This window comes from Catelliglobosispora koreensis DSM 44566, assembly GCF_000379685.1.
GTDB lineage: Bacteria > Actinomycetota > Actinomycetes > Mycobacteriales > Micromonosporaceae > Catelliglobosispora > Catelliglobosispora koreensis.
This window is the reverse complement of sequence record NZ_KB903249.1, coordinates 1,061,999-1,088,358: the sequence shown is the minus strand read 5'-3', so window position 1 is coordinate 1,088,358 and position 26,360 is coordinate 1,061,999. Positions and strand designations below refer to the sequence as shown.

Here is a 26,360-nt window from a genome sequence, read left to right as displayed (position 1 = left end):
GGCCCAGGTGGAGGTAGGTGTGAAAACCCCCTTTGCTTTGCACCTATAGAGACGCGGCACGCTGCATATTTGTGCCCCGATGGGTGCAGAGCAAAGGGGGTTGGCGAAGGTGTGCTGACCTGCGGGTGGGCCGGGCACGTGAAGCGCCCAGCCACCGCATAGTTGCCCGCATCTACCGCGCTTGGCGTGAGCGTCGCGGCCGGCCGGGAGTATCAGGTGAGCGTGATGCTCACGGTTTGGGTCTGTGCGGCGGTTCCCGGGTGGGTGACCGCGATCGTGATGGTTACCGGGCCGGTCGCCCCGCCGAGGAACTTCGGTGTGGTGAACCACGGCAGGACGAACGAACGGGAGAACGGGTCGTAGAGCGGGCGGACCGCTGGCAACGACTGTGCTCCACTCGCCGACACGGTGACCCGGCCGGATACGACGAGCAGAATCGACTCCCCGACCGGGATCGGGTTGCCCGCGGCGTCAGTCAGCTGGAAGCTCACCGGCACGATGGAGCCAGCGGTGAACCGGGCTCCGGGAGCAGGTGACGTGAGCTTCACTGCATAGTGGACGATCTGGGTGAAGGTGCCTTCACTGCCCAGGAACGATCCGCTGCCGGAATACACGGCCTTGACGCTGTGTGCTCCGGTCGACAGGGTCGCGATGGGGCTGCTCACGGCGACCCCACCGCTTAGGGTGACCGGCCCACCGACGGGTGCGCCATCGACCGTGAACTGGACCGTCCCACCCGGCGTGAGCGGACCGGAAACCGTTGCGGTGAAACGCACCGCGCCGCCAACGATCGACGGGCTAGCCGAGGACGTCACCACGGTCGTGGTCGCCGCCTTGGCGATGGTCACCGCATAAGCCTGCGATGCCGTGCTCACGGGGTTGGTGGCCTTGATGGTGAAGGCGAAACCGCCAGCCGTCGTGGGCACACCCGTGATCGAACCCGAGGACGACAGCGTCAGCCCTGGCGGCAAAGCACCGGCGGTGATCGTAAACGTCACCGGCTGACCGCCCGTGAACGGAACCGTTGCCGCATAAGGCGAGCCGACCGTGCCGTCCGGCAACGTGTCGCCCAGGGTCACACCGTCGATCACGGCCAGGACGACAGCATCCGATGTGGACGGATTGAGCGACGTGTCACCCGAGTAAGCCGCCGTTATCGAGTGTGATCCCACCGGCAATGTCACGCTGAGGGGAGCCCCCACCGCGACGGCGCCTAGGGAAGTGGCCCCGTCGAAGTACGTGACGGTTCCGGTCGGTGCGACCGGCGCCGTTACCGAAGCGGTCAGCGTGACCGGGTTGCCGGTCAGCACAGGGTTCGGGGAAACCGCGACCGTCACGGCGGACACGCCTCGGGCCACGGTAACCGTTACGGGCACTGACGCCGAGCCGAACGCGTTCGACGCCGACACGGTGAACGCGAAAGTGCCTGCCGCCGTGGGGGTTCCGGTCAGGGAACCGTTGGCCGTCAAACTCACCCCTGGCGGCAGCGTGCCAGAGGCGACCGAGGTCGTGACCAGTCCCGTGCCACCGAGGGTGAAAGAGAACAGGTACGGATCCCCGACCACACCGGCCGGCGGCGTGCCCGAGATCGATGCCGCGACACCAAGGTCGAGCCCGGCCACCACGGGGTCGTGGTCGCTCGTGCGGAACCGGTCAGGAGCGTAGAGCGAGACGATCTGCCCCGGGCTCTTGAAGTCGGTCAGATAGTCCAAGACAGACGGTTCGTCGGCGTTGTGGTGCGCGTCGGCCGCGCCGGTGACCTGAGCGGTCAGCGAGGCTGAGGACATCACGTAGTCGAGGTAACCCCACTGCCCGTCAAACACGTAAGAGTAAGCCGAGGAACCGTGGAATGCCTTGACAAGGTTGACATAACCGGCGTTTTCGAGGGCCGCGATCGGGTCTTCACCGGCGTAGGAGTTCAAGTCGCCCACGATCATCACGTCCGGGTCACCGGCCGCTGGCACGACGACCTCGCCGATCCAGCGGGCGAGCTCGATGGCCTGGGCGGTGCGGCGTGGGTTCCAGCAGCTTTGACCGTCGCCCTGATCGGCGTCGGGACCACTGGCCGGGCAGGAGCCCTTGGACTTGAAGTGGTTGCCCACCACGGTGAACCGTGCCCCGGCTGGGGTGACGAACGTCTGGGCCACGGGACGCCGTTCGTAGATGGCGTTCTGGTTGACGAACGTCGCGCCGGCGACGGGCTGCACGGCTGCCGTGCGGTAGATGATGCCGGTCTTGATGGCATCCGTTCCGGCGACGTCGATGACACCGGTGGCGGCGTCAGCGTCCACAAACGACCACGTGCCTGGGCCGTCAGCCGCGTTTAGGGCGTTGACGAGCGCCTGAACCGCGCTGGACGGTCCGTAGCCGTCGTTTTCCATTTCCATGTAACCGATGACATCGGCGTTCAGGAAGCGAAGGGACGCCACCTCTTTGGCGAGCTGCCGCTGATACTCCGTGGTGTCGCTGGCGCCACGGCACTCGGTGACTGCTCCTTGAGTACCAAGGGTGCAGCCCGTAAAGGTGTTGAAGAAGTTGAGCAGGTTGGCGCTGGCCACCTTGACCGGGCCGGAACCCGTGTCCGGAACGGTGGCGGGACGCGGGTTGGCCTCGTCGAAGACCGCTGAGCCACCGAGCGCGCCTAGCGGGCGCAGCCGGTATGCGTTGCCGCTGGCCGCGTTTCCGCCCCACGTGTAGGTCAGCACGCCAACCGGGTTGGTCACGGTGTCGCCACCGCGCAGCGTGTTGCTGGCCGAAAGCGGTTGCCCACCACGGGCCCACACGATCGGGTCGGGGTTCTGGCTCTGCAGCGAGTCATCGATGATGAGCCGGTTGCGGTTGTTAGCGGCCTGTGCCGCGACGACGGCTGCCGTGTCGGTGGCGCGGATGTCTGACGTGGGCTGGCGCAGCCGGCTACCTGAGGACACCACGACCTGGCCGAAGCGGCCGAGCTGGAAGTGCTCGGTCACGGTCAGCGTCTGGTTCACGCGGATCAGCATGCCCTCGTAGCGTTCCAGGACTTCTGGCGACGAGACTGGCAGCGTCACGTTGACTGGGTTCACCGAACCTGAGGTGCCGCAAGGAGATACGCCACTGGCGCTAGTGGTGATTTGCGTCTGTCCCTGGAACTCCGAGACCGCGCCCGTGACCTCAACGACATCACCGAGCGAGACGAGGTTGGCCCCGCCCGTGAAAACGAAGATGCCGTCGGAAGTCAGTGACGTTCCGTCTCCGGTGTCCTGCAAGTAGAAGCCACGCAGGGCCGGCGATGCGCCCTCGTGATCGCCCACGACCGTGCCGCGGACCGCCACGGTCTGCCCGTTGACCGGGCTGGTCTCCATGGCGCCTTGCACCGAGCCGATGCTGGCCACGCTGCCGAGGCAGGCGGGCGCGGCACCCACGGAAACCGTTGCGCTGGTGGACTTGCGCAGCACCGGCGCGAGTTCCTTCGCGATGATGCCGTCGCCGTAGAATACCGTGTCGCCAGCGTCGGTCAGCACCTGCACGGTTGAGGCGTTCGTCAGCGGGCTGGGAACGTCCACCATGGATTCCGGCTTGCCAGGCCCGGCAACGGCGTCCAGCGATCCGGCGCGCAGCAGCGGCTGGCTGGCCGGGTTACCGTCCCAGCTGTAGAAGCGGTATTCGCCGGCGGCGCCGGTTCCGGCGTCGGTCGGCCCGGCGATGATGAGGTACTGCCCGGTGCTGTTGCGGCGAATCTCGCGCACGCCGCGGCCGCCGAGGTCCCAAAGCAGTGGCGTACCAAAGCTCGCGGTCACCCCGGTCGTCGGGTTGCCAGCGACAAGAGCGGCCGGGTTCGTCAGCGGAACGACGATCGCTTTGCTGTCAGCGCTCAGTGGTCCACGGAAGCCGAGCAGCAGGCTTGAGCCGTCGGTGGTGAACTCGGCGCCCTCGATGTTGAAGCCGGCCGGATTCGCCTCAGGCGCGCGGGTCGCCGCGGCGGCGAGGCCGAGACTGTCGCCATTGGACTGATCCCAGGCGATTAGGTCATCGCGCAGCAACTGGTAGCTGCCGCCGAGGCTCACCGTGGTGCCGGAGAGGTTGGTGGTAAAGAACTCTTGCCGGTTGAGCCGGGTGTTGCCCGACGAGTTCTGCCCGTGCGAGCCGACCCAGAAGACCGTGTTCCCCAGGCGCGCCGACGCTTCGATGTCGATTTCGCGCGTCACATTGCTGTCGCGCAGGGCCAGGCCCGCGGCACGCAGATCAAAGACCTCCAGGGGGTACCGCGAGTGCACGCGATCGTAACGGCGTAGCACATTGGTCTCATCGTCAGCCACGAGCATCGTGCCGTCGCCGAGATCGATGGCGGTGCTGGCATCGCTTGCCCCGTAATGGTTACGCGTGCCCACGGGTAGAACGCCAGACACCGCGACCGGGAACGTCGTCGTCGCGCTCAGCGCGCCGTCAGACACGGTGACCGTCAGCGTGGCGTGGCCGACGCCAGCGGGGGTGACCGTCAGGGTTCTGGTCGATCCCGTGCCCGTCGTGCCGCCGGCGGCGACAGCCGTGTTGCTGGACTCGACCGTGACGGTCAGCCCGTCAGCCGGTGTCTCAGCGTCGTTGACGTTGACGGTGCGCAGGGCCGGCGGGTTGTCCGGGTCACCGAGCGTCAGCGCCAGCGCCTCGACCGGAGCCGGGGTGATGCTGGGCGCTGTGTTCGGGGTGTTGTTGACGGTCACTGTCGCGGTTGTACTGTCCGCGCTGCCGCCCGGTCCGCTCACGCGCACCCAGAATGTCATGGTGGCGGTCAGTCCCGGCGTCGTATACGAGGCACCGGTCGCGCCGGAGATCGGATTGGCGGTGTCGCCTGAGGTTCCTGAGTACCACTGGTAGGACAGCGGTCCCGTGCCGCTGGCGGTGACACTCAACGTCGCCGAACCACCCGTCGCGACCGTCGTGTCCTGCGGCTGTCCCGTGATCACAGGCCCCGCGACCGATGCGGCCGGGGTGAACGCGACGCCACGCAGGGCCGTGTTCGCCACACCGGAAGCCAGCGTGACGGGCGTCGCCGACAGCGCGGCGTCAAACACGGCCGTGTCTTCGACCTTGACCAGCTGACCCGTGCCAGCGGTGGTCGTGGCGTACAACGTCGCCGTCCCGCCGGTCACCGAGCCCGTGAGTCCCCTGGCGCCACTGGACGCGGGACGGATCGAGCCTCGTGCGGTCCACGTCGTGCCATCGAAGCTGAACTTGAGGACGCCACCGTTGGGGCTGCCCGAATCGTCGGCGATGTAGAGGGTGTCCACTCCGGACACGGCTGGGCTGCGGTCGAGAGCGACGAAGCCATAGGGGCTGGGCACAGGGATCGTCAGCGTCGGTGTCTGCCCGCCGGTCGCTGGCAGGCCAGACCCGACCGCGTAAACCCCGGTCGTGCCACTGCCCGTGGAGATGGTCAGCTGGCCACCAGCGATGCCGACCGCCCTGATGTTCACGGGAGCCGCGCTATTGATCTGCGTGGTCGCCCCGCCACTGCCAAGAGCGGCTAGCCGCACACCGCCGCTGGCACCGCTCACCCAGAACCGGCTGCCGTCATCGGAGACGGCACCGCGAACGTTGTTGCCGCTGAAGGCATCCGTGATCGCGGTAGCGGTGTCGATGGTGCCGTTGCCGTCAACGCGCCCGACGACACGCGGCACAGCCGCCGTTGTCGAGCTCGCGACACTGGCCGTGCCGGGGTCGGTGTCATAACCGGCCATCGTCAGGAACCGCCCGTCAGCGGACAGCGCCAAGGCGCCCTCCGACGTCGCCGAACCACTCATCGTCAGCCGGCGCTGGTCCCCCGCACCAGCGATCGGCAGGGCGATGGTCTGCACCAAAGCTCCCGCTGGCGTGTATTCGTCCAGGAACACCGGTGTCGCGGCACTGTTCAGGGCAGCCGCTCCCGTGCCCACGCGCAGGACGACAAGGTTGCCCGGGCTAAAGCCGGCCGCGCTCGCGGGCTGGCCCACGACGACGATCGCCAGCGGCACGGCCAGCACCATCGCCAGTATCCGGGCGACTTTCCGGGATAGCCATGGTGGCCGGTGCAAACGTGAAGTGGAAAAACGGGGCACGGGGGATCCTCCGTCTGGTAGGGACAGTCGGCACAGCCACGTTAGGTGACGATGTGTGTACATGGAAGTGCGGTGATGAAGGTTCAGCCTTTGGCTACTGTGCGTTAAAGCGGGCGGGGCTCACAGCGTACACAATGATGGTTTTGAGTCTGTTTATATTGACGGGATGCGGTCATCTTCGTCGATAATGCTTGTCCCGTTTTCGGGCGATGGCTCCGGGACAGAAGAACTCACGTGGGGGCAATGGGACGTTTGGTTCATGATGCGGATGTCGGGCACACCGCGCATGGCTGGCGGGACGATGCCCCTGGCGGCGGGGACGACCGTGGAGCAGATCGCCCATTTGCTGTCGTTCATCGTGAGCCGTCATCAGTCCTTGCGCACACGCATCCAGCTGAGTCCCGATGGCACACCGTCGCAAGTGCTGTCGGCCTCCGGCGAAGTGGCACTGGAAGTCGTTGACACGCTTGATGATCCGGCCGCGGTCGCCGAAACTGTCCGGGCCCGGTTCGCGTCGGAGCCGTTTGAACTGGAAACCGATTGGCCGGTACGGATGGCCGTCGTTCAGCAGGCGGGCAAGCCCGCGCATTTCGTGGCGATGTACCCGCACGTGGTCATCGACGGCTACGGTTTCGACGCGCTCGCCCGGGATTTAGCGCTGCTGGACCAGTCGACCGGGCAGCACCTTGGCCCGCGCTCTGGCGTCCAGCCCATGGACTTGGCCCGCCAGCAACGCGGAGCGTCGGCCTTACGCCAGAGCGCGGCTTCGCTGCGCTATTGGGAATCCGTGTTGCGGGACAATCCGGTGCCCCAGTTTGGACAGTTGCCGCCACGCTCGCCTCGATACTGGGAGGCGACCTATGACTCGCCTGCTGCTTTGCTTGCGTTGCAAGCACTTTCCGTGCGCACCGGACTGCCTTCCGGCCCTCTTCTCATGGCCGCCTACGCTTCCGCTCTAGCGGAAGTCACCGGCGTCGCCCGCCGCGTCATCCGCACTCAGGTCAGCAACCGGTTCCGGCCCGGGTTCCGTGACTCGGTGAGCATCCTTGTCCAGGCTGGACTGTGCGCCGTCTCCACCGGCGGCCCATTGCTCGACGTCGCCGCGGCGGCATGGCGCAGTCAGCTCGCCGCCGGCAAGCACGCCTACTACGACCCGCGTTCGCTATGGGCTTTGCTCTCAGCTCTGGAAGCTGAACTAGGCTTCGCCCCGGATCCCTTGTGCTACTTCAACGACCGCCGGCGTACCGTGGCCGGCTTCGACGGCGTCGCCCCTTCGCGAGCCAGCATCCTTGCCGCACAACCGTTGTCACGCCTCACCCCCGGCGTGCGCTACGACAACACCGACGTGACCGCCTACCTCAACATCAACGCCGTCCCCGGCACCCTCAACTACACCCTGCGCGCCGACACCGCCGCCCTATCCCCCACCGACCTCGAGCACATCCTGCTGTCCATCGAGTCCCGCCTCATCCATGCCGCTATCTAACGGCGTGCTTGAATAGCGGGCATGGTTCGCACCACGCCCCCTCGTCCTGTTGACATCGCGGCGATTTTCCCGGAGCTGTCGGCGCACAGGGCTACCGCGACGCGGCTACACCCTCGGGCGGGCCGTCCCACGGTGCACGACAGCTCTGTTGGCGGGCCACTCATGTGGCCGGCTGAGGAACCGTGGCCGTATTGCGAGCGTGAGCACGAGGCTTCCGTGCTGGTTAAGCCAGATGATGTACGCCGATGGCGCCAGATCCTGCTGATGCCTAAGGGCGAACGGCCGGAGCTGCCGGATCTGGACGAGTCGGAGCCCGAAGAGCTGGCGCACGGCCCGATCGCGATGCTGCCGGTGATGCAGCTGTACCGCAAGGACATCCCCGATTTCATCGGGCCGGCCGACGCTGATGTGCTGCAGGTGCTCTGGTGCCCACTCGACCATCCGGACGAGCACTACAGTCCGCATGTCTTCCTGAAGTGGCGCAACACTTCCGGCGTGACCGAGGTTCTGGTCGACCCGCCGCAGCCGGTCGTCGTCTCGGACTCTTACCTGCCCGAGCCCTGTGTCCTTCATCCGGAGCAGGTCGCCGAATACCAGTACCGCCTGCTTCTTCCGCCGGACCTGAGCGCAAGCATCAAGGACTGGGAGGCGACCTCTGACCTGTCCTATCAGTCCGACCTGTCAATCTCCCCCGGCTACAAGGTCGCCGGTTTCGCCTCCTGGCACCTAACCGACCCATACCCCATGGACTGCGACGAATGTGGCTCGGCGATGTCGTTGCTCGTCACCATCGCCAGTTACGACGGCAACGGCACCGAGGATAGCTGGGCGCCCGTTGAGGATCAGGGCAGTCGAGCCGGCAACGACACGGAGATCCTGATCGGGCGTGGCTACGCCTTGTGGGTTTTCTTTTGCCCACAGTCGTTTGAGCATCCGTGCAAGGCGTCGATGCAATGAGGGGGCTACGACGCAGCCCCCTCAAGCGTCACGGCTGATAGATCGTGGGCCGTGGTGGAGTGCTCATACCGTCGCCGATGAAGTAGCTCGGGTGCGGCGGCTGGTTGTAGGCGGTGTTCTGCCATGCCAGCGCGACGCGGTACATCGGGTCTTGCAGCAGCGTCGGAATCCTTATCCCCGTGGGCGCTGGCGTGGCATAGACGCGCAACGCGGTGTTGTCGCTCAACGGCCAGATCACCTCTTCGCGCCAGTCTCCGAACAGGTCGCCGCTCAATGAAGGTGTGGCTTTGGTGCCGTTGTTGGAATGCACACCGCTGGCTGTCAGGAGCCTTGTGTCCGAAGACGTCCCGTATTTGTCGATGCGCGTCCCGTCAAGTAACTCCCGCACCGGATCGCCGTCCCAGTAAGCGAGGAAGTTAGCCGAACTCGGCTTGCGGCCAAGGTTTCCACCGGTCGCCGACTTGAGATTGGCGTCCGCCGACGACCACGACTCGGCACCGGCGCTGCCGGCCCAGACGTCACCCGACACACCACGGCCGTTGTCGCCCGCCGGGGCGGTCTGCCAAAGGATCTGGCCGGTCCGCGCATCCGCCAGCCACGAGCCAGGCTTACTGCTGTCTTCGGAGACCTTATAAACCTCCAAACCCGTTCTCGCTGGTACTAGATCCCCGGCGTGCAAGGCGTCGCCGTGCCCGAAACCGGTGTTCCACAAAGGCTGGCCGTTGTCGTTGACGCACATGGCGCCGAAGATGATTTCGTCCTTGCCGTCAGCGTCAACGTCGGCGATGGACAGCTGATGGTTGCCCTGCCCCGCATACTGGCCGCCAGCGTTGTTCGAGTCGAACGTCCAGCGTTTGGTCAGCGTTCCGTTACGGAAGTCCCACGCCGCGATGACGGTCCGCGTGTAGTAGCCGCGCGACATGATGAGGCTCGGGCGCTGTCCGTCCAGATAAGCTGTGCCGGCTAGGAAACGGTCGACGCGGTTGCCATACGAATCGCCCCATGAACTCACCGTGCCCCTGGGCGGATCGTAATTCGCCGTCGCCATAGCCGCTCCAGTCTGTCCATTGAAGACAGTCAGGAACTCAGGCCCACTGAGCACATATCCGCTCGCGTTACGGTAGTCAGCGCTGCCGTTGCCGATCACCTGGCCCGTCCCGGACACGGTGGCATCAGCGGTCTTCATGGCGACTTCGGCTCTACCGTCGCCGTCATAGTCGTACACCTGGAATTGGGTGTAATGCGCCCCTGCCCTGATGTTGCGGCCGAGGTTGATGCGCCAAAGCCTGGTGCCGTTGAGTTTGTACCCGTCAACGTAGACCACGTCGGTCACGCCCGACTGAGAGTTGTCCTTGGCGTTCAGCGGCTCCCACTTGAGCACAAGGTCTAACTGCCCGTCGCCGTCGAGATCGCCGACGCTGGCGTCGTTCGCCGCGTACCGTGTGGGATCGGGGTTTTGAATGGGAACATCGAGATAGCCGTTGCTGAACTGGAGTGCGTTCTCCGAGACGGGCTGTTCGACTCCGTTGACCACGGCCCTTACGGTGTAGGCGATCCCGGCCGCCGCACCACTGTCGAAGTAGTTGGTGGAGCTGGTGATCGGTGTCGCGTTGGCCTTCATTCCGCTGCGGTAGACGTTGAAGCCCACGCTGGCCGGATCGGTGGCCAGCCAGCGCCAGCTGACCAAGTTCCCGTTTCCGGAGCGGACACTGATGAGCCCGCGGTTAAGCCGTTCCATCTGTTTGCCCGTCCCGGGCTGCGGTGGCGGGCTGGTCGTTGGCGGTGGCGTCGTCGTTGGTGGCGCGGATCCATTGCAGACGGTCCCGTTGACGCTAAAGCTTGCTGGCGCAGGGTTTGATCCTGTCCAGCTGCCGTTGAAGCCAAAAGACGTGGAACCGCTGGTGGGAATGGCCGCGTTGTAACCCGCGTCGCGGACTGTCACCGTGCTGCCAGCCTGCGTGAACGACCCGTTCCACAACTGGGTCACGGTCTGCCCAGCGCCGAAGTTCCACACTAACGACCACCCGTTGATCGGGTCGCCAAGATTAGTGACCGTAACGCTGGCGCCGAACCCGCCTTGCCACGAATTCGTCACGCTGTAATCCACCCGGCACGCCGCTGCCGCTTGAGCGCCATTGCTCAGCAGCACAGCCGTGCCACCGGTCACGAGAGTCGCGGCCGCAGATGCCGCCAGAAGTCTTCTGTGGAGCATGTTCGGGTCTCCTCCCCCAGCTCGCACTGGGTGCCTGGAGTCCGCGCGCTGCCCCGCGCGCTTACAGTCGTGCCTCATGCTCCGAGGCCGATCGTACTTCTGAACGCGACATACGTCACGGCAAGCAGGTGCTACGCTGCCGCGTCATGCACGTAGACGAGAAGCCGGGACTGCTCAAGACCAGCATTTGGCTTGCTATTAGCGGAATTCTGATATTGATCATCACGTTCTTCTTCAAGCCCACCGATGGCGCATGCATCATGCGCGTAGGCGGCGAGTGTGCCCTTCCTAGCGCCACACCCTACGGCTTGGTCATCGGAATGTTCGTGCTTACGTGGGCAGCCATTTTTTACGCCGCGCACAGAATCATCACGGCTTTGCGAGGACGTTAGTCTCTGACTGCCCCTTCCGGCAGACAGTCGAGCCGCAGGTAGCGGAAATTCGAACGCGTGTTCTATTGTCTTCAGGTATGCGCGAGCTGGCATCTATCCTGCACGCTGACCTCGACGCGTTCTACGCGTCGGTGGAGCAGCGCGACAATCCGCGATTACGTGGCCGCCCTGTGATCGTGGGCGGCGGAGTGGTGCTGGCTTGCAGTTATGAGGCCAAGGCCCGTGGTGTCAAGACCGCTATGGGCGGCCGAGCCGCGCGGATGCTGTGCCCAGAGGCGATCGTCGTCGAGCCCAGGATGTCGGCGTATTCCCAAGCGAGCAAAGAGGTTTTCGAGGTCTTCCGCGACACGACGCCGCTCGTGGAAGGCATCTCGATCGATGAGGCGTTCCTTGACGTTGGTGGCCTGCACCGCATCGCTGGCCCGCCGGTCGACATCGCGGTCCGTTTGCGGGAGGAAGTGCGCCGCCGGGTCGGGCTGCCCATCACCGTCGGCGTCGCCCGCACCAAGTTCCTAGCCAAGGTAGCCAGTCAAGTGGCCAAACCCGACGGTCTCCTGGTGGTCCCGCCTGACGGTGAGCTCGCGTTTCTGCATCCACTGCCGGTGCGATTGCTGTGGGGCGTCGGTCCTGTGACCGCGGAGAAACTCGGCGAGCGCGGCATCCGCACCGTCGGGCAAATCGCACGTCTCGGCGAGGCGACTTTAGTGTCGCTGCTCGGCCAAGGCGCCGGAAGGCATCTGCACGCCCTCGCGCACAACCGCGATCCGCGCCGCGTCGAAGTCGGCCGCCGCCGTGGCTCGATCGGGGCGCAGCGTGCGCTCGGCAGCAGGCCAAGAAAGCCGGAGGAAATCGAGGCCGTGCTCGCGGGACTCGTCGACCGGGTCACCGGCCGCATGCGCAAAGCCGACCGTCCCGGAAGGACAGTGACGCTCCGTTTGCGGTTCGCCGACTTCACTCGCGCGACGCGTTCACGCACCTTGCCCCGCGCTACCGCTGCCACTCAAACCATTTTGGACACCGCGCGCGATCTGCTCACCGAAGTGCTGCCGCTCATCGAGACGCGTGGCCTGACCCTCGTCGGCGTCGCGGTCGGCAACCTCGGCCGCCACGGCTTCGTCCAGCTCGAATTGCCGTTCCGCAAACCAGACCGTGGCGCGCTCGACTCAGCCATGGACGCCGTCCGCGAACGGTTCGGCTCCGCAGCCGTCACCCGCGGCGCCCTCGTCGGCAAAGACCCTGGCCTTGTCATGCCCATGCTCCCTGACTGAAGCTCAGCGATCGTCCGATGCGGATGCCGGTAGTGTTGAACCCATGACGGCGAATCCGGGCCGGTTCCGATGGCGGACAAGGTTAAGGAGACACCTGCCATGGTGGCTTCTCAACCTTGGATTCGCGGCGAAAGGCACCACCGACTGCGGAGCACACGAGTGGTATCACGCTGAAGAGGGCATCAACCGCTGCTATCACTGCACCGTCGGCGTAGCAACGCGATAGATCCGGCCGAGCGGACTTCGCCAAGTGTAAGCGCCTCGGCCTGCCCGCCAGTAGCGCCAGCCGCCATGGTGTTTGGCCCGGTGGTGGTGCCGGCACAGCGGAACCAGGTTTCCCGCCTCCGTCAGGCCGCCCTTCGCCCAATCTTGGCAATGGTCAAGGTCGCAAGCCCTAGCTGGTACTCGGCAGCCCGGCGCCTGGCACGTCCGGTCCCGCGCCCGCAGGTGCCGCACCACCTCGGCCGTCGGCCGTCTGCCGTGCCCACGCCCCAACGCTTCACCAACCGGCGACAATCTGCCCGCGCTCAAGTCGTCTCGGGCCTCGTGATGACTGCCGCGAGTCTCCCGATAGCCGCTCGCACGTGCGCCAGCTGCAGCGTCTGTGTGAACCCGGGCGAGCTGTGGGCGGTGGCGAGTGACACCGTGGAAAGTGTTGCCAGTGCTGGTGTCTGTGGCGGTGAACGTCCACTGCGCCTTGGCTTGCAACGCCGCGACTTGCCGCGCGATGTCGGCGATGACCGGCCCATACCCGGCAAGGTCACCTGGCGTTTCGGCGAGGTTGGCCAAAGCCTGAACAGTCACGGTCAGTTCGACGCTGCCGCCTCGGCCCCCGGTGTCCTTACCGGACAGTCGCTCTAGAAAGATGTCAGCGCGCAACTGATCCATCGTGCGCGTGTCCCCTGCGGCCTTGGCCAAGCGGGCTTGTTGCTGAACCGCTTTAATCGCCGCCCTTGCCTTCGCCGCAGGCAGGCCAAGTCCAAAAACGTTGGCACAGCCATCACTATCAGGCTCGAACACCAGCCGCCGCTCGCTCACCTTTTGCTCGTGCCGTTTCACCGCGCTAGCCGGGTCTTCGCTCAACACGAGACGGGCCAACCGGGCACGCAGTTGCGGGGCCGTAAGACCAGCCGCCACACGAAGAATCTGTGCGCAAACCCGCAAAGCAGGCTCAGAAGCGAGCACTGAAACACCTTCGGCGATGATCCGAGCCTTGGTCAAGTCAATGTCGCCAAGAGCAAGAGCGGAGAAGACACACGGAAAGCCAAGCAGCTCTTGGGCTGACGCCAGCCGGGCGGTAGCCGCCTGCCGCGACCACGTCACCGCCGACGCGATCTCCATCGGAGCGAACTCCCGCACAGGAGTCTCCTGAGCAACGGCCGCAAGGGCTTTGACGACGCGAGACTCAGCAACGGCAACAGCACGAACCGCTGCCACCAGCTCCTCAACCACCCCCGCCACAAAACCCAAACTAGACCCAGGGTCCGACAAGTTCGGCAATCACTCCAGCAAAGATAGCTGGACGTTGTCGTGACCGGCCTCGGCGAACGCGAGAAGGCCAGAAGCTTCCGCTAGGACGCTAGTCTTGTCGGCTTTGGACAGACCGCTAAACAAGCGGACACTGAGCACATCGCGCTTGAGTGCCCATAGGCCGCGCACGAAACCGTCCACGGTCACGACCGCTTCGACGCCAACGTGCTTGCGTTGCGAGTCAGTCATCAGGCGGGAACGGTCCGCATAGGACAGCACGACGTTGTCGAGTGGGGCGAGGAAACGCACGGGTGCGGGGGTGTCAGGGTCTGGGCGCGGCCCATCGGGTACGTCATAAAGGTCGTTGCCGAAGGCCACCAGCGAGGAGCGCATGCCGTCCACGACTTCCCGAAGGCGGGTCAGCCCGCTCCACGCCTGGACATCGGCAACCGTCGCCGGACCGAAAGCCGCGAGATAGCGGCGGATCAGCGTCTGTGGCGAGGGCGACGTGGCCAACGACCGGCCTAGCCAAGAAGGAGCCATCGTGAACGGGGTCGGGCCGTGGCGGCGCCATGTCCCGTCGGGCGGTGGATGAATGATCGGCAGCAGGTACTGGACGGTTCGCGCCAGGGCGACAGCGTCGCGGCCGGGGAACTGGCGCACGAGTTCCTGGCCGAGTTCGGGACGGCTGACCGTTCTGTCGCCGATGAAGTCTCGCGCCGCCTTGGCCAAGGCGGACAGATCTAGCCCGGCGGTCGCCTTGCCGAAGCCGCCTTTCTGCACACGCAACTGCACGGGTTGCAGGAGCGGCTGAAGCCACAGATAGTCCGAAGAAGACACGAGGTGCTGGGTGCCGCGGTAAAGCGTTGCCCGCACGACCTTTCGGCTCTCCAGCAGGCTGATCAGATCCGCGGGTGTGAACGATCGCAGCCGCGACCAGAGCCCGATGTGGGGCGGGTCTGGATCCTGAGCTTGCAGCCCGGCGAGCCGTTCGATGACGTCGAAAGCCGAGACAGCGGACCGTTCCAGCAGGAGCTGCCGCTCCAGCGTCGCCCGGTTGAGCGCTCGCTGCGAAAGAACCGTCACCAAACGAACATTAGTAGGATCCGGGGCATGGGAGTCACGATCCGCGCGGGCGGGGTTGGGGATGCGGCGGCGGTCGCGGAGATTTGGCGTTCCGGGTGGCGTGATGGCCACTTAGGACACGTGCCAGACGCGCTTGTTGAGGCGCGGACGCCGCAGTGGTTCGACGACCGGGCGGCCGAACTGGTCGGCAACACCACCGTGGCGATGGTCGACGGGCAGGTCGCCGGTTTCATCATGGTCCACGGCGATGAGGTCGAGCAGGTCTATGTGCTGAGTGCGCATCGTGGCTCGGGGATCGCCAGCCTGCTGCTCGAAGAGGCGGAACGTCAGGTCAGGTCCAACGGGCACGGCCGGGCCTGGCTCGCGGTCGTCGCGGGTAACTCCCGGGCGCGGCGGTTCTATGAGCGGCAAGGGTGGTCTGACGGTGGCGAATTCGAGCACCAGGCACCGTCGCCGGACGGTCCGATCACGGTTCCGTGCCTAAGGTATGTGAAGAACGTCGGTCACTAAGAAATGGCGCCGTAGTAAAGGGTGGTCAGCCGCGGCAGGCGCCGGCGCATTTCGTCGTGGTCCTCGAAGTCGAAGCTGAAGTCCAACTCGGGGTAGCTCACTTGGTAGGCGTCTTTGGGCAGCTCTTCGCCGGTCGCTGCTTCGTAGGCGTCCCAGGCGACGCTCAGGATCGCTTCGCACTCAACGTTGTCGTTGTCTTCGGCGTGCGCGGCGAGAATCGCTGGCACTCCGGCGAGACTATCCGGATCGGATAGTGCCTGCTGGTAGACGGTTCGGCCCTGGGCGATGAGCCAGCCGCGGAAGTATTCGAAGCCGTCGTCGGAACACCCGCCGTTGATCAGGTAGGCCGCCGCCCACAGCTCGGTGCGGTAGGACATCGCGAGCAGGTCCCATAAGGGCTGGGCGAACGCGACGATTTCAGCCGGTTCGCGCTCCTCCAGCAGGTCGACCAGGCGTTCAGCGACCGCTTCGGCGTCCTCGGCGTCTTCGCCCAAACCGGCCCGAGCCTGGGCGATCAGCTTCCAGACGTCTTCGGTATCCATGGGCGGTGAGTATGCCAAAGTTGAGGGGTGAGCGCTCCTAAGGATGCTTATGATGCCGCGCTGGAGCGTGCCGTGGTGCACGCCCGCGAATGGCTTGAATCCCTCCCAGAACGGGCTGTTCCACCACGTGCCGACGCTGATGAACTGCTGAGCCGGCTGGGAAAACCACTTCCCGATGAGGGTACTGACGCGGCCGCTGTCGTGGATGAGCTGGCCGCGCTGGCGGAGCCTGGGCTGATGGCCATGCCATCGGGTCGGTTCTATGGCTGGGTCATTGGTGGCACGCTGCCCGCGGCGCTGGGGGCCGACTGGATGGTCAGCGCGTGGGACCAGAACTCGGCGATGCGGTTCCCAACGCCCGCTATGGCGGCCGCTGAGGAAGCCGCGGGCCGGTGGGTCGTGGACCTGCTGGGCTTGCCACCCGACAGCGATGTCGGGTTCGTGACGGGTGCGACGATGGCGAACTTCACCGGTCTCGCCGCCGCGCGCCAGCACGTGCTCACGGAAGCGGGCTGGAACGTCAACCATGATGGACTCACGGGTGCGCCACGCGTCCGCGTCGTCGTGGGTGCCGAGCGGCACGACACGCTGGACTTGGCGTTGCGTTACCTCGGTTTGGGTGTGCCCACGGCGGTGGAGGCTGACGAGCAGGGCCGCGTGCGCTCCGATGCTCTCGCCGAGGAACTGTCCAAAGGCGACGGACCGGCGATCGTGTGTCTGCAGGCCGGAAACGTCCACTCTGGAGCGTTCGATCCGTTCGCTGACGCGATCGCTGTCGCGCGTGAGCACAACGCGTGGGTCCATGTCGATGGGGCGTTTGGGTTGTGGGCGGCCGCCTCACCGCGGCTGCGGCACCTGACGGCGGGCTTCGCGGCCGCTGACTCGTGGGCGACCGATGCGCACAAGACGCTCAACGTCCCTTACGACTGCGGCATCTCGATTGTGGCCAACCGCCGTGCTTTGCGGACTGCTATGGGAGTACACGCTAGTTATTTGATTAATCCAGCGGCCGAAACCGGGCCGGCGGACCCGTTTGAGAAGGTGCCTGAACTTTCCCGAAGGGCACGCGGGGTGCCGGTGTGGGCGGCGCTGCGATCGCTTGGGCGCACGGGTGTCGCTGAGCTCGTGGACGGTTTCGTGACGCACGCTCAGGCTCTGGCCGACGGGATCGGCTCGATTGCGGGTGCTCAGGTGCTCAATGACGTTGACTTCACTCAGGTTTGCGTGTCCTTTGGCGACGATGAACGCACGCGCGCGGTGACGGCGGCGTTGCTGGCCGACGGGACCGCCTGGATGTCCGGGTCACGTTGGCAGGGCAGGGATGTGCTGCGGGTATCGGTGAGTAACTGGTCGACCGACTCAGCCGACGTCGCCGCCTCCATCGAGGCCGTCCGCCGGGCCGCGGCCCGCTAACGCATCGAGGATCACCTGGCCGCGCGGAGATAGCTGGTACCCAATGGGCAGGCTCTCGGTTAACCCGAGTTCCTTGAGCCGGCGCACATTCCGCTTGAAGGGCACCGTTTCCCAGCCGAGCTGAGCGGCCAGGTCCGGTGCCCTGACGGCGGGCTGTTCCGCGATCAGGCGCAGAAACGTTGCCGCCCAGGGCAGTTTCAAAACCTTGGCCGTGACCGGGCCGATGTCAGTCGCGGCGTCTTCACGCAGGGCGATGCGAGGATCGGCTCCGGCGAACCGCACCCCGATGCGGTAGAGGTTGCCCTCTTTCTTAAGGAAGGCAAGCAGTTCCGCTCGTGTGGCGAAGCCGGCCTGATGCGCGTCGGCGGCGGTGATTTTGCTGAGTGTTACCGCCTCGACGGAGGTTATCTCGACGAGACCAATGAACGTGCGCAAACGGGTGCCTGCCTTGACCCGTGGACGGTCCCACCGGCGAAACGCCAGCGTGACCTCACCGGTCTGGATGCGGGCCAGTGTGGCATGAGGTATCAGCATTTTTGCAGCAATCCGTAGACGAACCAAAGGCTGCGGTCACCGAGGTCGATGCGCCACTGGGACGGGATTTGCGGATCGGCCTGCTGCGCGTCAGGGAACCGGAACACGATGTCGCCGACCACACATCCCCACGGCTCAAACGTTTCCAGCGGCGGGATGGGGCTGTCGTCTGCTCTGACGAGCCAGCCGTTGAGCGCCATTCCCTGGTCGCCGATGAGAACTTCCCAGCGCAGATCGGGCCACAGCCCGGGCAGGCGCCAGGTGTGCGCGGTCATGGTGAGGTCACCGAACGGGACTGATTTCTTGCTGTCGGCTGGGCCGAGAACGGCTTCGTAGAGCTCGAGACCGCGAGGCGCGCGTTTCGACTTGAGCATAGAGACCCAGCGGTTGTGCGCGGCCATGTATTGCTTGTGCGTCGCGTCAAGGGCGGTATATGCCTGTTCGACCAGCCCGGGCTGGAAGTCGGCCATGCGGCGCAGGAGCATCAGCTGAAACTCACGCCTCGCGAAGCCCTTCACATCGCTTAGCCTAGCGGCCTCAGCTGTCAAACGGTGTCGCGGCGACCAAGTCGGCGAACTGGTACTTCTCGATGTATCTGGCTATCCGTGACGTGGGCTTGAGTTTGCCCTGCTTGACGAGAGCCTCTTGCAGATAGGCCTTCAGGCCGTCGCGGGGGAACTCCTCAAGTGCTTGGGCCACAAAGTGTTTGGGCAGCTCGTCCAAGCGCAGGCCGAGCACGTCGACGGCCGCGCCGATGGTGACGCCGGTGACTTCGGCTCGCAGCTCGTCGTCTGCTGGCCGCAGGTGCAGGGCGATGGCGTCGTAGACCAGGTTCGCTTGTTCGGGTGTGGCGCCGTGTTCGAGCAAAGACGCCTGTGCCACTTGGGCTCCGCGGATTTCGAAGGCGGTCTCGCCGTCTTCGAATTGGTCGGTGAGGCCGAGGTCGTGTAGGAGGCAGGCGACGTAGAGCGTTTCGGTGTCGAAGGTCCGGCCGGCCTGTACCAGGAGCTGCGCACCGAATTGGTAGGTGCGCCGGCAATGGCCCACAAGCGTTGGTGGGCTGGAGGTAACGAGGATCTCGTTGGCGGCGCGGGCTAACGCGGTGTCGGGGATGGTGTGCACGGGATTCCTTTCTCAGAACCGGAAACGGTGGCGGTAGGCGCTTGGTGTGGTGCCGAGGCGCCGGCGAAACGTGCGGTAGAGCGTTTCGGCGGAGCCGAAGCCACAGCGTGCTGCCACCACGTCGACGGGTTCGTCGGTTTGCTCCAGGAGCCGGCGTGCGGCTTCGGTGCGGCTGGCTTCGACGAAGGCGGCTGGGGTGACGTGGGTTTGCTCGGTGAACAGGCGGGCGAAGTGACGTTCGCTGAGGTTGGCGCGGCGGGCGAGCGCGGGCACGGACAGGTCTGCCGACAGGTTCTCGGTCAGCCAGTGCTGCAGGTCGCGGATCTTGCGTGAGCGGGGCTCCGCAGTGGACAGTGGCACGCTGAATTGGCTCTGCCCGCCGGGCCGGCGCAGGTACATGACGAGCCATTGGGCGACTTTGCGCGCGAGCTGTTCGCTGTGGTCTTCGGCCACGAGAGCCAGCGCTAGGTCCATCCCGGACGTGACTCCCGCGCTGGTCCAGACTTTGCCGGACCGCACGAATATCGAGTCGGGGTCGACGTCGATCTCGGGGTGGTCGGCGGCTAGCTGGTCGGTCGAGAACCAGTGGGTCGTGGCGCGGCATCCGTCGAGCAGCCCGGCGGCGGCGAGCATGTGCGCGCCCGCGCACACCGAGGCGACGCGGTTCCACTGTGGTGCCCCGGCGCTGATCCAGTCGACCATGTCGGGGCGCACGATGGGTTTGAGCTGACCGTGCGTGATTTCCAGCCCGCCCGGGACGATGACCGTGTCGGCGGTGCCCACGTCGGCGAAGCCGATGTCGGCCACGATCTGCAGCCCGTTCCCGCCGCGCACCGGCCCCGGACGCGGACCGGCGAGCAGCACCTCGTATCCGCGTTTGCGTGAGCCGAGCAGTTTCGTTGCCGCGTGGAAGACCTCGGCCGGCCCGGTCACGTCGAGCATTCCTACCCCGTCGAAAACCGCGATCACTACCCGCACGGGACAAGCCTGCACTGCTCAGCGGCATGGCAGCAATGACATAACTCTGGCAGATTCGGCCATCCTTCGGTCTGCGGCGAATTCCTTCACCCTCCGTGATAACAACGAAAGGTATCGACATGGCGTCTGCCTGCGTTATAACGTGCGCTCACCTGGTGCATCGAATCGCCCCTAAAAGGAGCGCCATGCGAAAGTCCCGCATCATCCACTTAAGACGGCGGGCCCTGCTCACCGTCCCCGCACTTGTGGCCGCGGCCGTGGCAGTGATCGCCAAGCCCGCGGCCGCGAACACCAGTGAACCGGAATGTCTCGCCGATATTCTGGGAGCGTCCTGATGGCTACCATTCCCTGGCTCGCTGATGTTCTGCGGGCCGCTGGCGTAACGGTTGTCGAGCACGGAGACTGGCGCAACCGGATGCGCCCAGGCTCCTTCGACCCCATCGGGGTGCTGTGGCACCACACCGCGGCGACCTCCAGTGCGAGCAACCCGCATCCCGCCCTCAACATTTGCATCAACGGCCGGCCCGACCTGGCTGGCCCGCTGTGCCAGGCGCTGGTCGACTATCACGGTGTCTTCCACGTGATTTCAGCCGGGCGATGCAACCACGCCGGCCAGGCGCGGGCCAGCGGCCCGATCCCGGCAGGCGATGGCAACACGATGCTGATCGGCTGGGAGATCGACTACAACGGGGTCAACCAGCAGATGACCGCCGCGCAATACAACGCCTCGGTCAAGGCGACCGTCGCGGTGCTGCAGCGGCTCGGCCGCGACGCCAGCTATGTGCGTGGGCACCGCGAGACCAGTACCACCGGCAAAATCGATCCGTCCTTCATCGACCTCAACGCCTTGCGCACCGAGATCGCTGGCCTACTCAACCCGCAACCCCCGGGCTGGTCGTCCATTGTGGACAACTCGACCGCCGGTCGGTTCACCGCTAGCGCCAACTGGGGCACGTCGTCGTATTCGTCGCAGAAATACGGCGAGAACTACCGGTTCGCCGATCCAGTCGCGGCAAGCGATGCCGCCTGGTACCAGTTCGCCATTCCCGAGACGGGCAACTACCGGGTGGAAGCCTGGTATCCGGCCAACTCGGGATACAACTCGGCGGCGCCCTATGTCGTGGTGACCACGGGCGGCAACGTCAGCGTGCACGTCGACCAGCGGGTGACCGGCGGACAATGGCGTGTGCTGGGCACCTTCAACCTTGCCGCGGGTGACGCGAACAAGGTCGGGGTGAGCCGCTGGACCAACGGCACCGGCATCATCATCGCCGATGCCGTGCGCGTTAGCCGCGTCTGATCGTCGCGTAAAGCACCGCCTGCCCTTACCGGCAGGCGGTGCCACCTCCGCCGTGATACATCCAGTCCTGCAACGAGATGCTCGTCTTCGTCGCGGTCGCACTGCGCACCGAAATGACGGCACCCGTTTCACGATGCAGCTCAAAGACGGGATTGTTGCCCGCCCGCAACGGCACCTTGAACGAGGTCACTCCCGCTTCGGCGTCTTTGGTCTGCACGTCGCCGCCTTGCGTGATGGTGAGTTTCCCAGGTGTGGCAAGGAAAGCCAGCAGCTCGACGTCGTTGGTCACGGGATCGCCCTGGACGAGCTTCATCGGCTTGACCTGTTTGGACGTGTCGTAGCCGAGACTGGTGTGATGGCTGCGGTGGAAGTAGTACACCGCATCGCGTTTGAGGGCGGGCCGGGAACCGGTCTTGAACCACGTCAGGTAGTAGGCGGCGACGTCACCAACGGAGTGGCCGCGCTGGGCCGATGGTGCCATCCAGGATTCGGTGTAGTCGTTCCACGTGCGGAAGTAGACCCAGTCAGCCCCGCCGGAGATGGCTTTTTCCATCGTCGCCCGCAAGGTGGCGCTGTTGCCGGACTCCCAGTATTGGCCGCTATATGTCCGGGTGTCTTCGAAGACGATGGGTGCCATGAACAAGCGGCTCTTCTGATGCGCTTGCGACGACATGGTCGCCAGCGATCCGGCGCTTCCCGCCCAGGAACTCCCCCACCGCGAGTAGCCGATGACGCTGTTGTTCCATTGCGGTCCCCGCGAATCCGGTGTCCCGTCAAGGAAAAGCGGCATCATGGTCGTCTTGACCCCTTGCGCCGAAAGTGACTGGCGCACACCGTCCCAAAACGACGGTGCTTTGCGCTCAGGGTAGAACGGCGCGAGCACGATCGAGCCTTCGTGGCGGAACAACGCTGGCTCGTCTTTGACTTTCAGCACGTCGGAGATGATGCCGTCAGGCAACGTGTTCGCCTCTTGGGGCAGGTCGGGGCTGAGCATGATGCGAAACCCGGGGTCGACGGCTTTGACCGCGGCGAGCATGGCTGGCAGCTGATTCCAGCGCTGATCGGTGGCGTGTGTGTGGTATTCCCAGATGAAGCCGTCGAGGCCCACCGCGATCGCCTGCTTGACTTCGAGTTCAAAGTCTTGCTGGCGCCAGGAGTTTCCGCGCACGGGACGGCCGATGGGCCGGTCACGCAAGTCATACTTCCCGGTCGCGTCGCCGGTGAACTGCCACTTGGTGTAACTGTCGCTCGCGGGATCCTTGTTCTCAATGGAAACAGGGAAAGGCGGGAAGTAGAAGGCGAAGGCTTTCTTCTTCGAGGACCGCAACGCCGCCGTGGACGGTTTGTCAAAGGCGAAGGCACCGCAGTTGGGAGCCGTCGATGGACTGGGGTCGCTCACGCCGGAAGCGATGTCCAGATCGGACGGACTTGGCGATGCGGTGCCCGGTGAGATAGCGGCGGTTTCCCTTGGCCAGGCCACGAATGCGCCCGCTAACAGGAGCACGCCCGTGACGATCAGGCAGGTGTAAATGATCGTGCTACGCCGCATCAGAGGAGGGTACTAGGTGGCCCGAACCCGGGCCACCTAGTGTTGCGTTTACGGCATCGAGTCCAGGTGCGCGCTAACGGAATTGGCGAACGCGTAACCGTTGGAGGCGTCCCAGTTGATAGACCAGGTCATCGCGCCGCGGATGGTTGGCCAGGCCGTTGGCGGGACGAAGCTGCCGCAACTGGTGCGGGCCGCCAGACACGTCAAGGCGTTGTTGACCACAGACGGGCTGACGTAGCCACCGCCGGCCGCTGATGTGGTCGCGGGCAGGCCCAGGGCGATCTGGTCTGGCCGCAGCGCCGACTGCAGCTGAATGCACGCCAGCGCGGTCAGGAAGTTGATGGTGCCCTGGTTGTAGGCGAACATCTGGTCACAGCCGAGCATGCCACCGGAGTTGTAGAACTGGGTGTGCACGATGGTGAGGATGTCGCGGATGTTGAGCGCCAGCGAAAAGTAACCGGCTCCCGTGGACTGCATGTCAATGGTCTGCGGTGCCATGGTGATGAGCAGCCCCGCGCCGACACTATTGCGGATCGAGCGCAGCGCCTGCTCCATGTAGGTCGGGTTGAGCCCGTTCTCCAGGTCGATGTCGACGCCGTTGAACCCGTATTCGTTGATCAGCGAGGTCATCGAGTTAGCGAAATTCGTTGCCGCGGCTGAACTGTTGACCGCGACGGACCCCAGCTCACCACCGACGGACAGGATGACCTTCTGGTTGCGGGACTTCAGCGTCGCGATGTCGGCCTTGAACTGTGCCGTGGTGTAGCCGCCGAGCGCCGAGGACAGTCCACTGTCCAAATTGAACGTCACGGCTCCGGGTTGCCCCGCGACGGCGTCAGCGAAGGCGACGGCGACGATGTCGTAAGACGTTGGCACGGAGGACAAACGCAACGGTGTCGCCCCGTTGACGAAGTTCTGCCAGTAGCCAGTGAGCAGGTGCTTGGGCAGATTGCCCACGGGACAGCCGGTCGTGGTGGCGGTCAGCGTGGCTGGGCCGGACTCACCGGTGCTGTTGTAGGCACGCACGCTGAACGTGTAGCTCGTGCACGCCGTCAAGCCGGTGATCGTGGTGGACAGCACGGTGACCGTGGCCTTGAGCGTGGCGCCCTGGTAAACCCGGTAGCCGGTAACGGTTCCGGAGGAGGCGTTCCAGGCGAGGCTGAGCGACGTGTTAGCAGAGGCGGTTACCCGGAAATTGGGCGGCACACCTGGTACACCCGTGGTGCATCCTGTGGTTTGGACAGTGACCGTGCCGGAACGTGGTGATTCCCCGGCGGAGTTGTAGGCGGCCACGCTGTAGGTGTGCGTTGAGCAAGCGGCCAGTCCCGAAATAGTCGCGCTGGTGCCGGTGGGCGAGGCGACCACGGTGCTGCCCTCGTAAACCCGGTATCCCGTAACGGTTCCCGACGACGCTCCCCACGACAACGCGATGGAGGTGTTGGTGATGGTGCCCGGGGTTGGGGTGCCGGGCGTTCCGGGCACCTGGATGCCGGTGCCCTGTCCCTGCAGCGACACGTCGTCGGCATGATAGTTGCCGGTGCCATACCAGCCGTGCAGGTAAACCTGGACGGTGCTGCTGGAGGCGGTGAAGGTCAGGGTCAGCTGGGTCCAGTTGGCCGCGTTGGGCGTCCAGGTCGAGCTTCCACCCGTGACACCAAGGTAGACATAGCTACCGCGCACCCAGGCTGACAGCGTGTAGCTCGTGCCCGAAACGACCGGTACTGATTGGACGCACTTGGCGTTGTCGGAGCCGGCTGGCGCGCCTTGCAGGGCTTTCGTTCCGGTGCGCACCGGTGTGGAGACAACGCTTCCGGTGCTTCCAGAACAAGACCAGGGCGAGAGGGTACCGGTTTCAAAGCCCCCGTTTACCAGCACTTCCGCGGCGGCGGCCGGCGCGGCCGCCACTGCTAAGCCAGCGACCAGGGCGGTAACGGCGGCAGTTGCCACCAGACGCAGTCTGTTCATGGCGACTCCAAAGTCAGGAGGGTCACATCTATAAAGAAAGTTAATTAAATATTCGCTAGTAGCGATGCCCCCTGTCAATGAACGCCCGCCTATTTAGACACTCTTTAAGGTCGGCAGAAACGCCACGGCCACGCCCATCAGCAGGGCCAGGATGGCCACCGCGAGGAACACGCGTTGCGAAGCCACGGCTAGGGCGGCTCCGTCACGCCGTAACGTCGCGTTCGCCATCGCCCCGAACAGCGCCACGCCAACGGCACTGCCCATCGAGCGGCTGAACATGTTGGCACCGGTCACCACGCCACGGTCAGACCAGCCGACGGTGGACTGCGCCGCGATGAGCGTGGGCGAGGCGACGAAACCCAGGCCGGCGCCAATGATGAAGCACGAAAGCGCGACCGAGGCGACCGACGAACTGACCGTGAGCAGGACCGTTCCGCAAAGGGTCGCCGCGCTGCCGATGAGCGCGGTAACACGAAAGCCAAGGCGCAGGTAGACCCGGCTAGACAGCGAAGCCGTGATCGGCCAGCCAATCGTCATCATGGCGAGCGTGAACCCGGCCGTTAGCGGGCTGGTGTGCAGCACTGCCTGCACATAGGTCGGCACATAGGAGGTCAGGCCGATGAGCACAGCGCCGACACCCACCGCGATCAGGCAGCCGATGACGAGGAACCGGTGGCGGAATATCCACAAGGGAAGCACGGGTTCGGCGGCCCGGCGCTCAACGGCGATGAACCAGGCGAGCAGCACCACACCCGCTGCCGGAATCCCTATCCCTGGCAAGGAAATCCACGGCCATGCCTCGCCGCCTTCGAGCATGCCCAAAATGAGCAGGGCGGCACCCACGCTCAGCAGTGCCGCCCCGAGATAGTCGAGTTGATGTTTCTTGCGTTCCACGGTTTCGGTCAGGTTCCGCCCGAGCATGAACGCGGCGAGCAGGCACAGCGGAATGTTGATGAAGAAGATCCAGCGCCACGTCAGGTACTGGGCGAAAACGCCACCCAGGGTCGGTCCCGCGATCGCCGATATTCCCCAAACGCTGGCCAGGTAGCCCTGCACCTTGCCTCGTTCGGCCAGTGAGTAGATGTCACCGGCGATGGTCAGGCTGATCGGCTGGATGGCCCCGGCGCCAAGCCCTTGCAGCGCCCGGAACACGATCAGCGCGGGCATCGACCACGCGAGTCCACACAGGACAGACGCGACGAGGAAGAGCCCGATGCCGAACAGGATGATGGGCTTGCGGCCGAACAGGTCAGCGAGCTTGCCGTAGATCGGGACGGTGACCGCCTGGGCTAAGAGAAACACCGAGAACAGCCACGGAAACTGGGCGAAGCCGCCGAGGTCGGTTACGACGGACGGGACGGCGGTCGCGATAATGGTCGCGTCGATGGCCACGAGCCCGGTCGAGACCATCAGGGCGAGCAGGATCGGCCCCCGTTCCGATCGCAGCCCCACGTCAACGCTGGTTTGCACGTGTCCCCGCTTATATATTTGCATGCTACGATTTT

General features: G+C 65.2%; 19 protein-coding genes and 2 pseudogenes. 8 read left to right on the top strand and 13 right to left on the bottom strand.

The annotated features are described in order from the left end of the window. Nucleotides 1-212: 212 nt before the first annotated feature. Nucleotides 213-6,071, bottom strand: coding sequence for an ExeM/NucH family extracellular endonuclease (locus tag A3E1_RS44435; RefSeq protein ID WP_211215853.1), 5,859 nt, complete (start codon nucleotides 6,069-6,071; stop codon nucleotides 213-215). Between the two features lie 166 nt (nucleotides 6,072-6,237). Here A3E1_RS44435 and A3E1_RS0105005 point away from each other — a divergent pair, with 166 nt between their 5' ends. Further along, entirely contained in the window at nucleotides 6,238-7,557 is a 1,320-nt protein-coding gene (locus tag A3E1_RS0105005; RefSeq protein WP_026208098.1) for a condensation domain-containing protein, read from the top strand. A 21-nt stretch (nucleotides 7,558-7,578) separates the two neighbouring features. After that, nucleotides 7,579-8,514, top strand: coding sequence for a hypothetical protein (locus tag A3E1_RS0105000; protein ID WP_026208097.1), 936 nt, complete (start codon nucleotides 7,579-7,581; stop codon nucleotides 8,512-8,514). Between the two features lie 28 nt (nucleotides 8,515-8,542). On the opposite strand, the gene A3E1_RS0104995 is transcribed toward A3E1_RS0105000, so the two are convergent. Then, a complete protein-coding gene (locus A3E1_RS0104995; protein ID WP_026208096.1) occupies nucleotides 8,543-10,726 on the bottom strand; it encodes a rhamnogalacturonan lyase family protein in 2,184 nt (727 codons plus the stop codon). A gap of 146 nt (nucleotides 10,727-10,872) precedes the next feature. Here A3E1_RS0104995 and A3E1_RS0104990 point away from each other — a divergent pair, with 146 nt between their 5' ends. Together A3E1_RS0104990 and dinB are read left to right on the top strand one after the other, a co-directional pair. Further along, nucleotides 10,873-11,118: a hypothetical protein gene (locus A3E1_RS0104990; protein ID WP_020519642.1), complete on the top strand. Its 246-nt coding sequence runs from the start codon at nucleotides 10,873-10,875 to the stop codon at nucleotides 11,116-11,118. 77 nt (nucleotides 11,119-11,195) lie between these two features. After that, nucleotides 11,196-12,386 (top strand): DNA polymerase IV, encoded by a 1,191-nt coding sequence (gene dinB, locus A3E1_RS0104985; RefSeq protein ID WP_020519641.1) that lies wholly within the window; start codon nucleotides 11,196-11,198, stop codon nucleotides 12,384-12,386. Nucleotides 12,387-12,581: 195 nt separating this feature from the next. Here the strand turns inward: dinB and A3E1_RS0104980 are convergent, their stop codons facing one another. Both A3E1_RS0104980 and A3E1_RS0104975 read right to left on the bottom strand, forming a co-directional pair. Continuing rightward, nucleotides 12,582-13,838 (bottom strand): HNH endonuclease signature motif containing protein, encoded by a 1,257-nt coding sequence (locus A3E1_RS0104980; RefSeq protein WP_020519640.1) that lies wholly within the window; start codon nucleotides 13,836-13,838, stop codon nucleotides 12,582-12,584. A 48-nt stretch (nucleotides 13,839-13,886) separates the two neighbouring features. Further along, a complete protein-coding gene (locus tag A3E1_RS0104975) occupies nucleotides 13,887-14,942 on the bottom strand; it encodes a winged helix DNA-binding domain-containing protein (RefSeq protein ID WP_020519639.1) in 1,056 nt (351 codons plus the stop codon). A gap of 27 nt (nucleotides 14,943-14,969) precedes the next feature. Between A3E1_RS0104975 and A3E1_RS0104970 the strand changes: the two genes are divergently transcribed. Then, nucleotides 14,970-15,452, top strand: a complete 483-nt coding sequence (locus A3E1_RS0104970) for a GNAT family N-acetyltransferase (RefSeq protein ID WP_020519638.1) — start codon at nucleotides 14,970-14,972, stop codon at nucleotides 15,450-15,452. Here A3E1_RS0104970 and A3E1_RS0104965 read toward each other — a convergent pair. Next, nucleotides 15,449-15,994: a DUF4240 domain-containing protein gene (locus A3E1_RS0104965; RefSeq protein ID WP_020519637.1), complete on the bottom strand. Its 546-nt coding sequence runs from the start codon at nucleotides 15,992-15,994 to the stop codon at nucleotides 15,449-15,451. The two genes, A3E1_RS0104970 and A3E1_RS0104965, sit on opposite strands and share 4 nt — an antisense overlap. A gap of 27 nt (nucleotides 15,995-16,021) precedes the next feature. Between A3E1_RS0104965 and A3E1_RS0104960 the strand changes: the two genes are divergently transcribed. Next, nucleotides 16,022-17,407 carry a pyridoxal phosphate-dependent decarboxylase family protein gene (locus tag A3E1_RS0104960; RefSeq protein ID WP_026208093.1) on the top strand — a complete coding sequence of 462 codons (1,386 nt, stop codon included), beginning with the start codon at nucleotides 16,022-16,024 and terminating at the stop codon, nucleotides 17,405-17,407. Here A3E1_RS0104960 and A3E1_RS38970 read toward each other — a convergent pair. The 4 genes from A3E1_RS38970 to A3E1_RS0104940 are packed head-to-tail and all read right to left on the bottom strand — an operon-like array spanning nucleotide 17,354 to nucleotide 20,041. Further along, nucleotides 17,354-17,941: an ASCH domain-containing protein gene (locus tag A3E1_RS38970; RefSeq protein WP_020519635.1), complete on the bottom strand. Its 588-nt coding sequence runs from the start codon at nucleotides 17,939-17,941 to the stop codon at nucleotides 17,354-17,356. The genes A3E1_RS0104960 and A3E1_RS38970 overlap by 54 nt on opposite strands. Further along, entirely contained in the window at nucleotides 17,935-18,459 is a 525-nt protein-coding gene (locus A3E1_RS0104950) for a hypothetical protein (protein ID WP_020519634.1), read from the bottom strand. The genes A3E1_RS38970 and A3E1_RS0104950 overlap by 7 nt, the downstream gene beginning before the upstream one ends. 19 nt (nucleotides 18,460-18,478) lie before the next feature. After that, nucleotides 18,479-19,063 carry an HD domain-containing protein gene (locus tag A3E1_RS0104945; RefSeq protein ID WP_020519633.1) on the bottom strand — a complete coding sequence of 195 codons (585 nt, stop codon included), beginning with the start codon at nucleotides 19,061-19,063 and terminating at the stop codon, nucleotides 18,479-18,481. Between the two features lie 12 nt (nucleotides 19,064-19,075). Beyond that, the gene (locus tag A3E1_RS0104940; protein WP_211215852.1) at nucleotides 19,076-20,041 is read right to left on the bottom strand and encodes a GlxA family transcriptional regulator; all 966 of its coding nucleotides are present in this window, start codon (nucleotides 20,039-20,041) and stop codon (nucleotides 19,076-19,078) included. A 185-nt stretch (nucleotides 20,042-20,226) separates the two neighbouring features. Between A3E1_RS0104940 and A3E1_RS47680 the strand changes: the two genes are divergently transcribed. Both A3E1_RS47680 and A3E1_RS0104930 read left to right on the top strand, forming a co-directional pair. Further along, complete coding sequence (locus tag A3E1_RS47680; protein ID WP_020519631.1) at nucleotides 20,227-20,376, top strand: hypothetical protein; 150 nt, start codon at nucleotides 20,227-20,229, stop codon at nucleotides 20,374-20,376. Continuing rightward, nucleotides 20,376-21,341 (top strand): golvesin C-terminal-like domain-containing protein, encoded by a 966-nt coding sequence (locus A3E1_RS0104930; protein WP_020519630.1) that lies wholly within the window; start codon nucleotides 20,376-20,378, stop codon nucleotides 21,339-21,341. Before A3E1_RS47680 ends, A3E1_RS0104930 begins: the two co-directional genes overlap by 1 nt. 25 nt (nucleotides 21,342-21,366) lie before the next feature. Here A3E1_RS0104930 and A3E1_RS0104925 read toward each other — a convergent pair whose 3' ends face one another. The 4 genes and pseudogenes from A3E1_RS0104925 to A3E1_RS0104915 all read right to left on the bottom strand — a co-directional run bounded on the left by A3E1_RS0104925 (nucleotide 21,367) and on the right by A3E1_RS0104915 (nucleotide 26,349). Next, the gene (locus A3E1_RS0104925; RefSeq protein ID WP_020519629.1) at nucleotides 21,367-22,890 is read right to left on the bottom strand and encodes an endo-1,3-alpha-glucanase family glycosylhydrolase; all 1,524 of its coding nucleotides are present in this window, start codon (nucleotides 22,888-22,890) and stop codon (nucleotides 21,367-21,369) included. A 48-nt stretch (nucleotides 22,891-22,938) separates the two neighbouring features. After that, nucleotides 22,939-23,909: pseudogene (locus A3E1_RS49090) on the bottom strand (chitinase); the annotation flags it as partial. A 28-nt stretch (nucleotides 23,910-23,937) separates the two neighbouring features. Further along, nucleotides 23,938-24,855: pseudogene (locus A3E1_RS49085) on the bottom strand (fibronectin type III domain-containing protein); the annotation flags it as partial. 93 nt (nucleotides 24,856-24,948) lie between these two features. Further along, nucleotides 24,949-26,349 carry an MDR family MFS transporter gene (locus A3E1_RS0104915; RefSeq protein ID WP_051104782.1) on the bottom strand — a complete coding sequence of 467 codons (1,401 nt, stop codon included), beginning with the start codon at nucleotides 26,347-26,349 and terminating at the stop codon, nucleotides 24,949-24,951. Nucleotides 26,350-26,360: the final 11 nt, after the last annotated feature.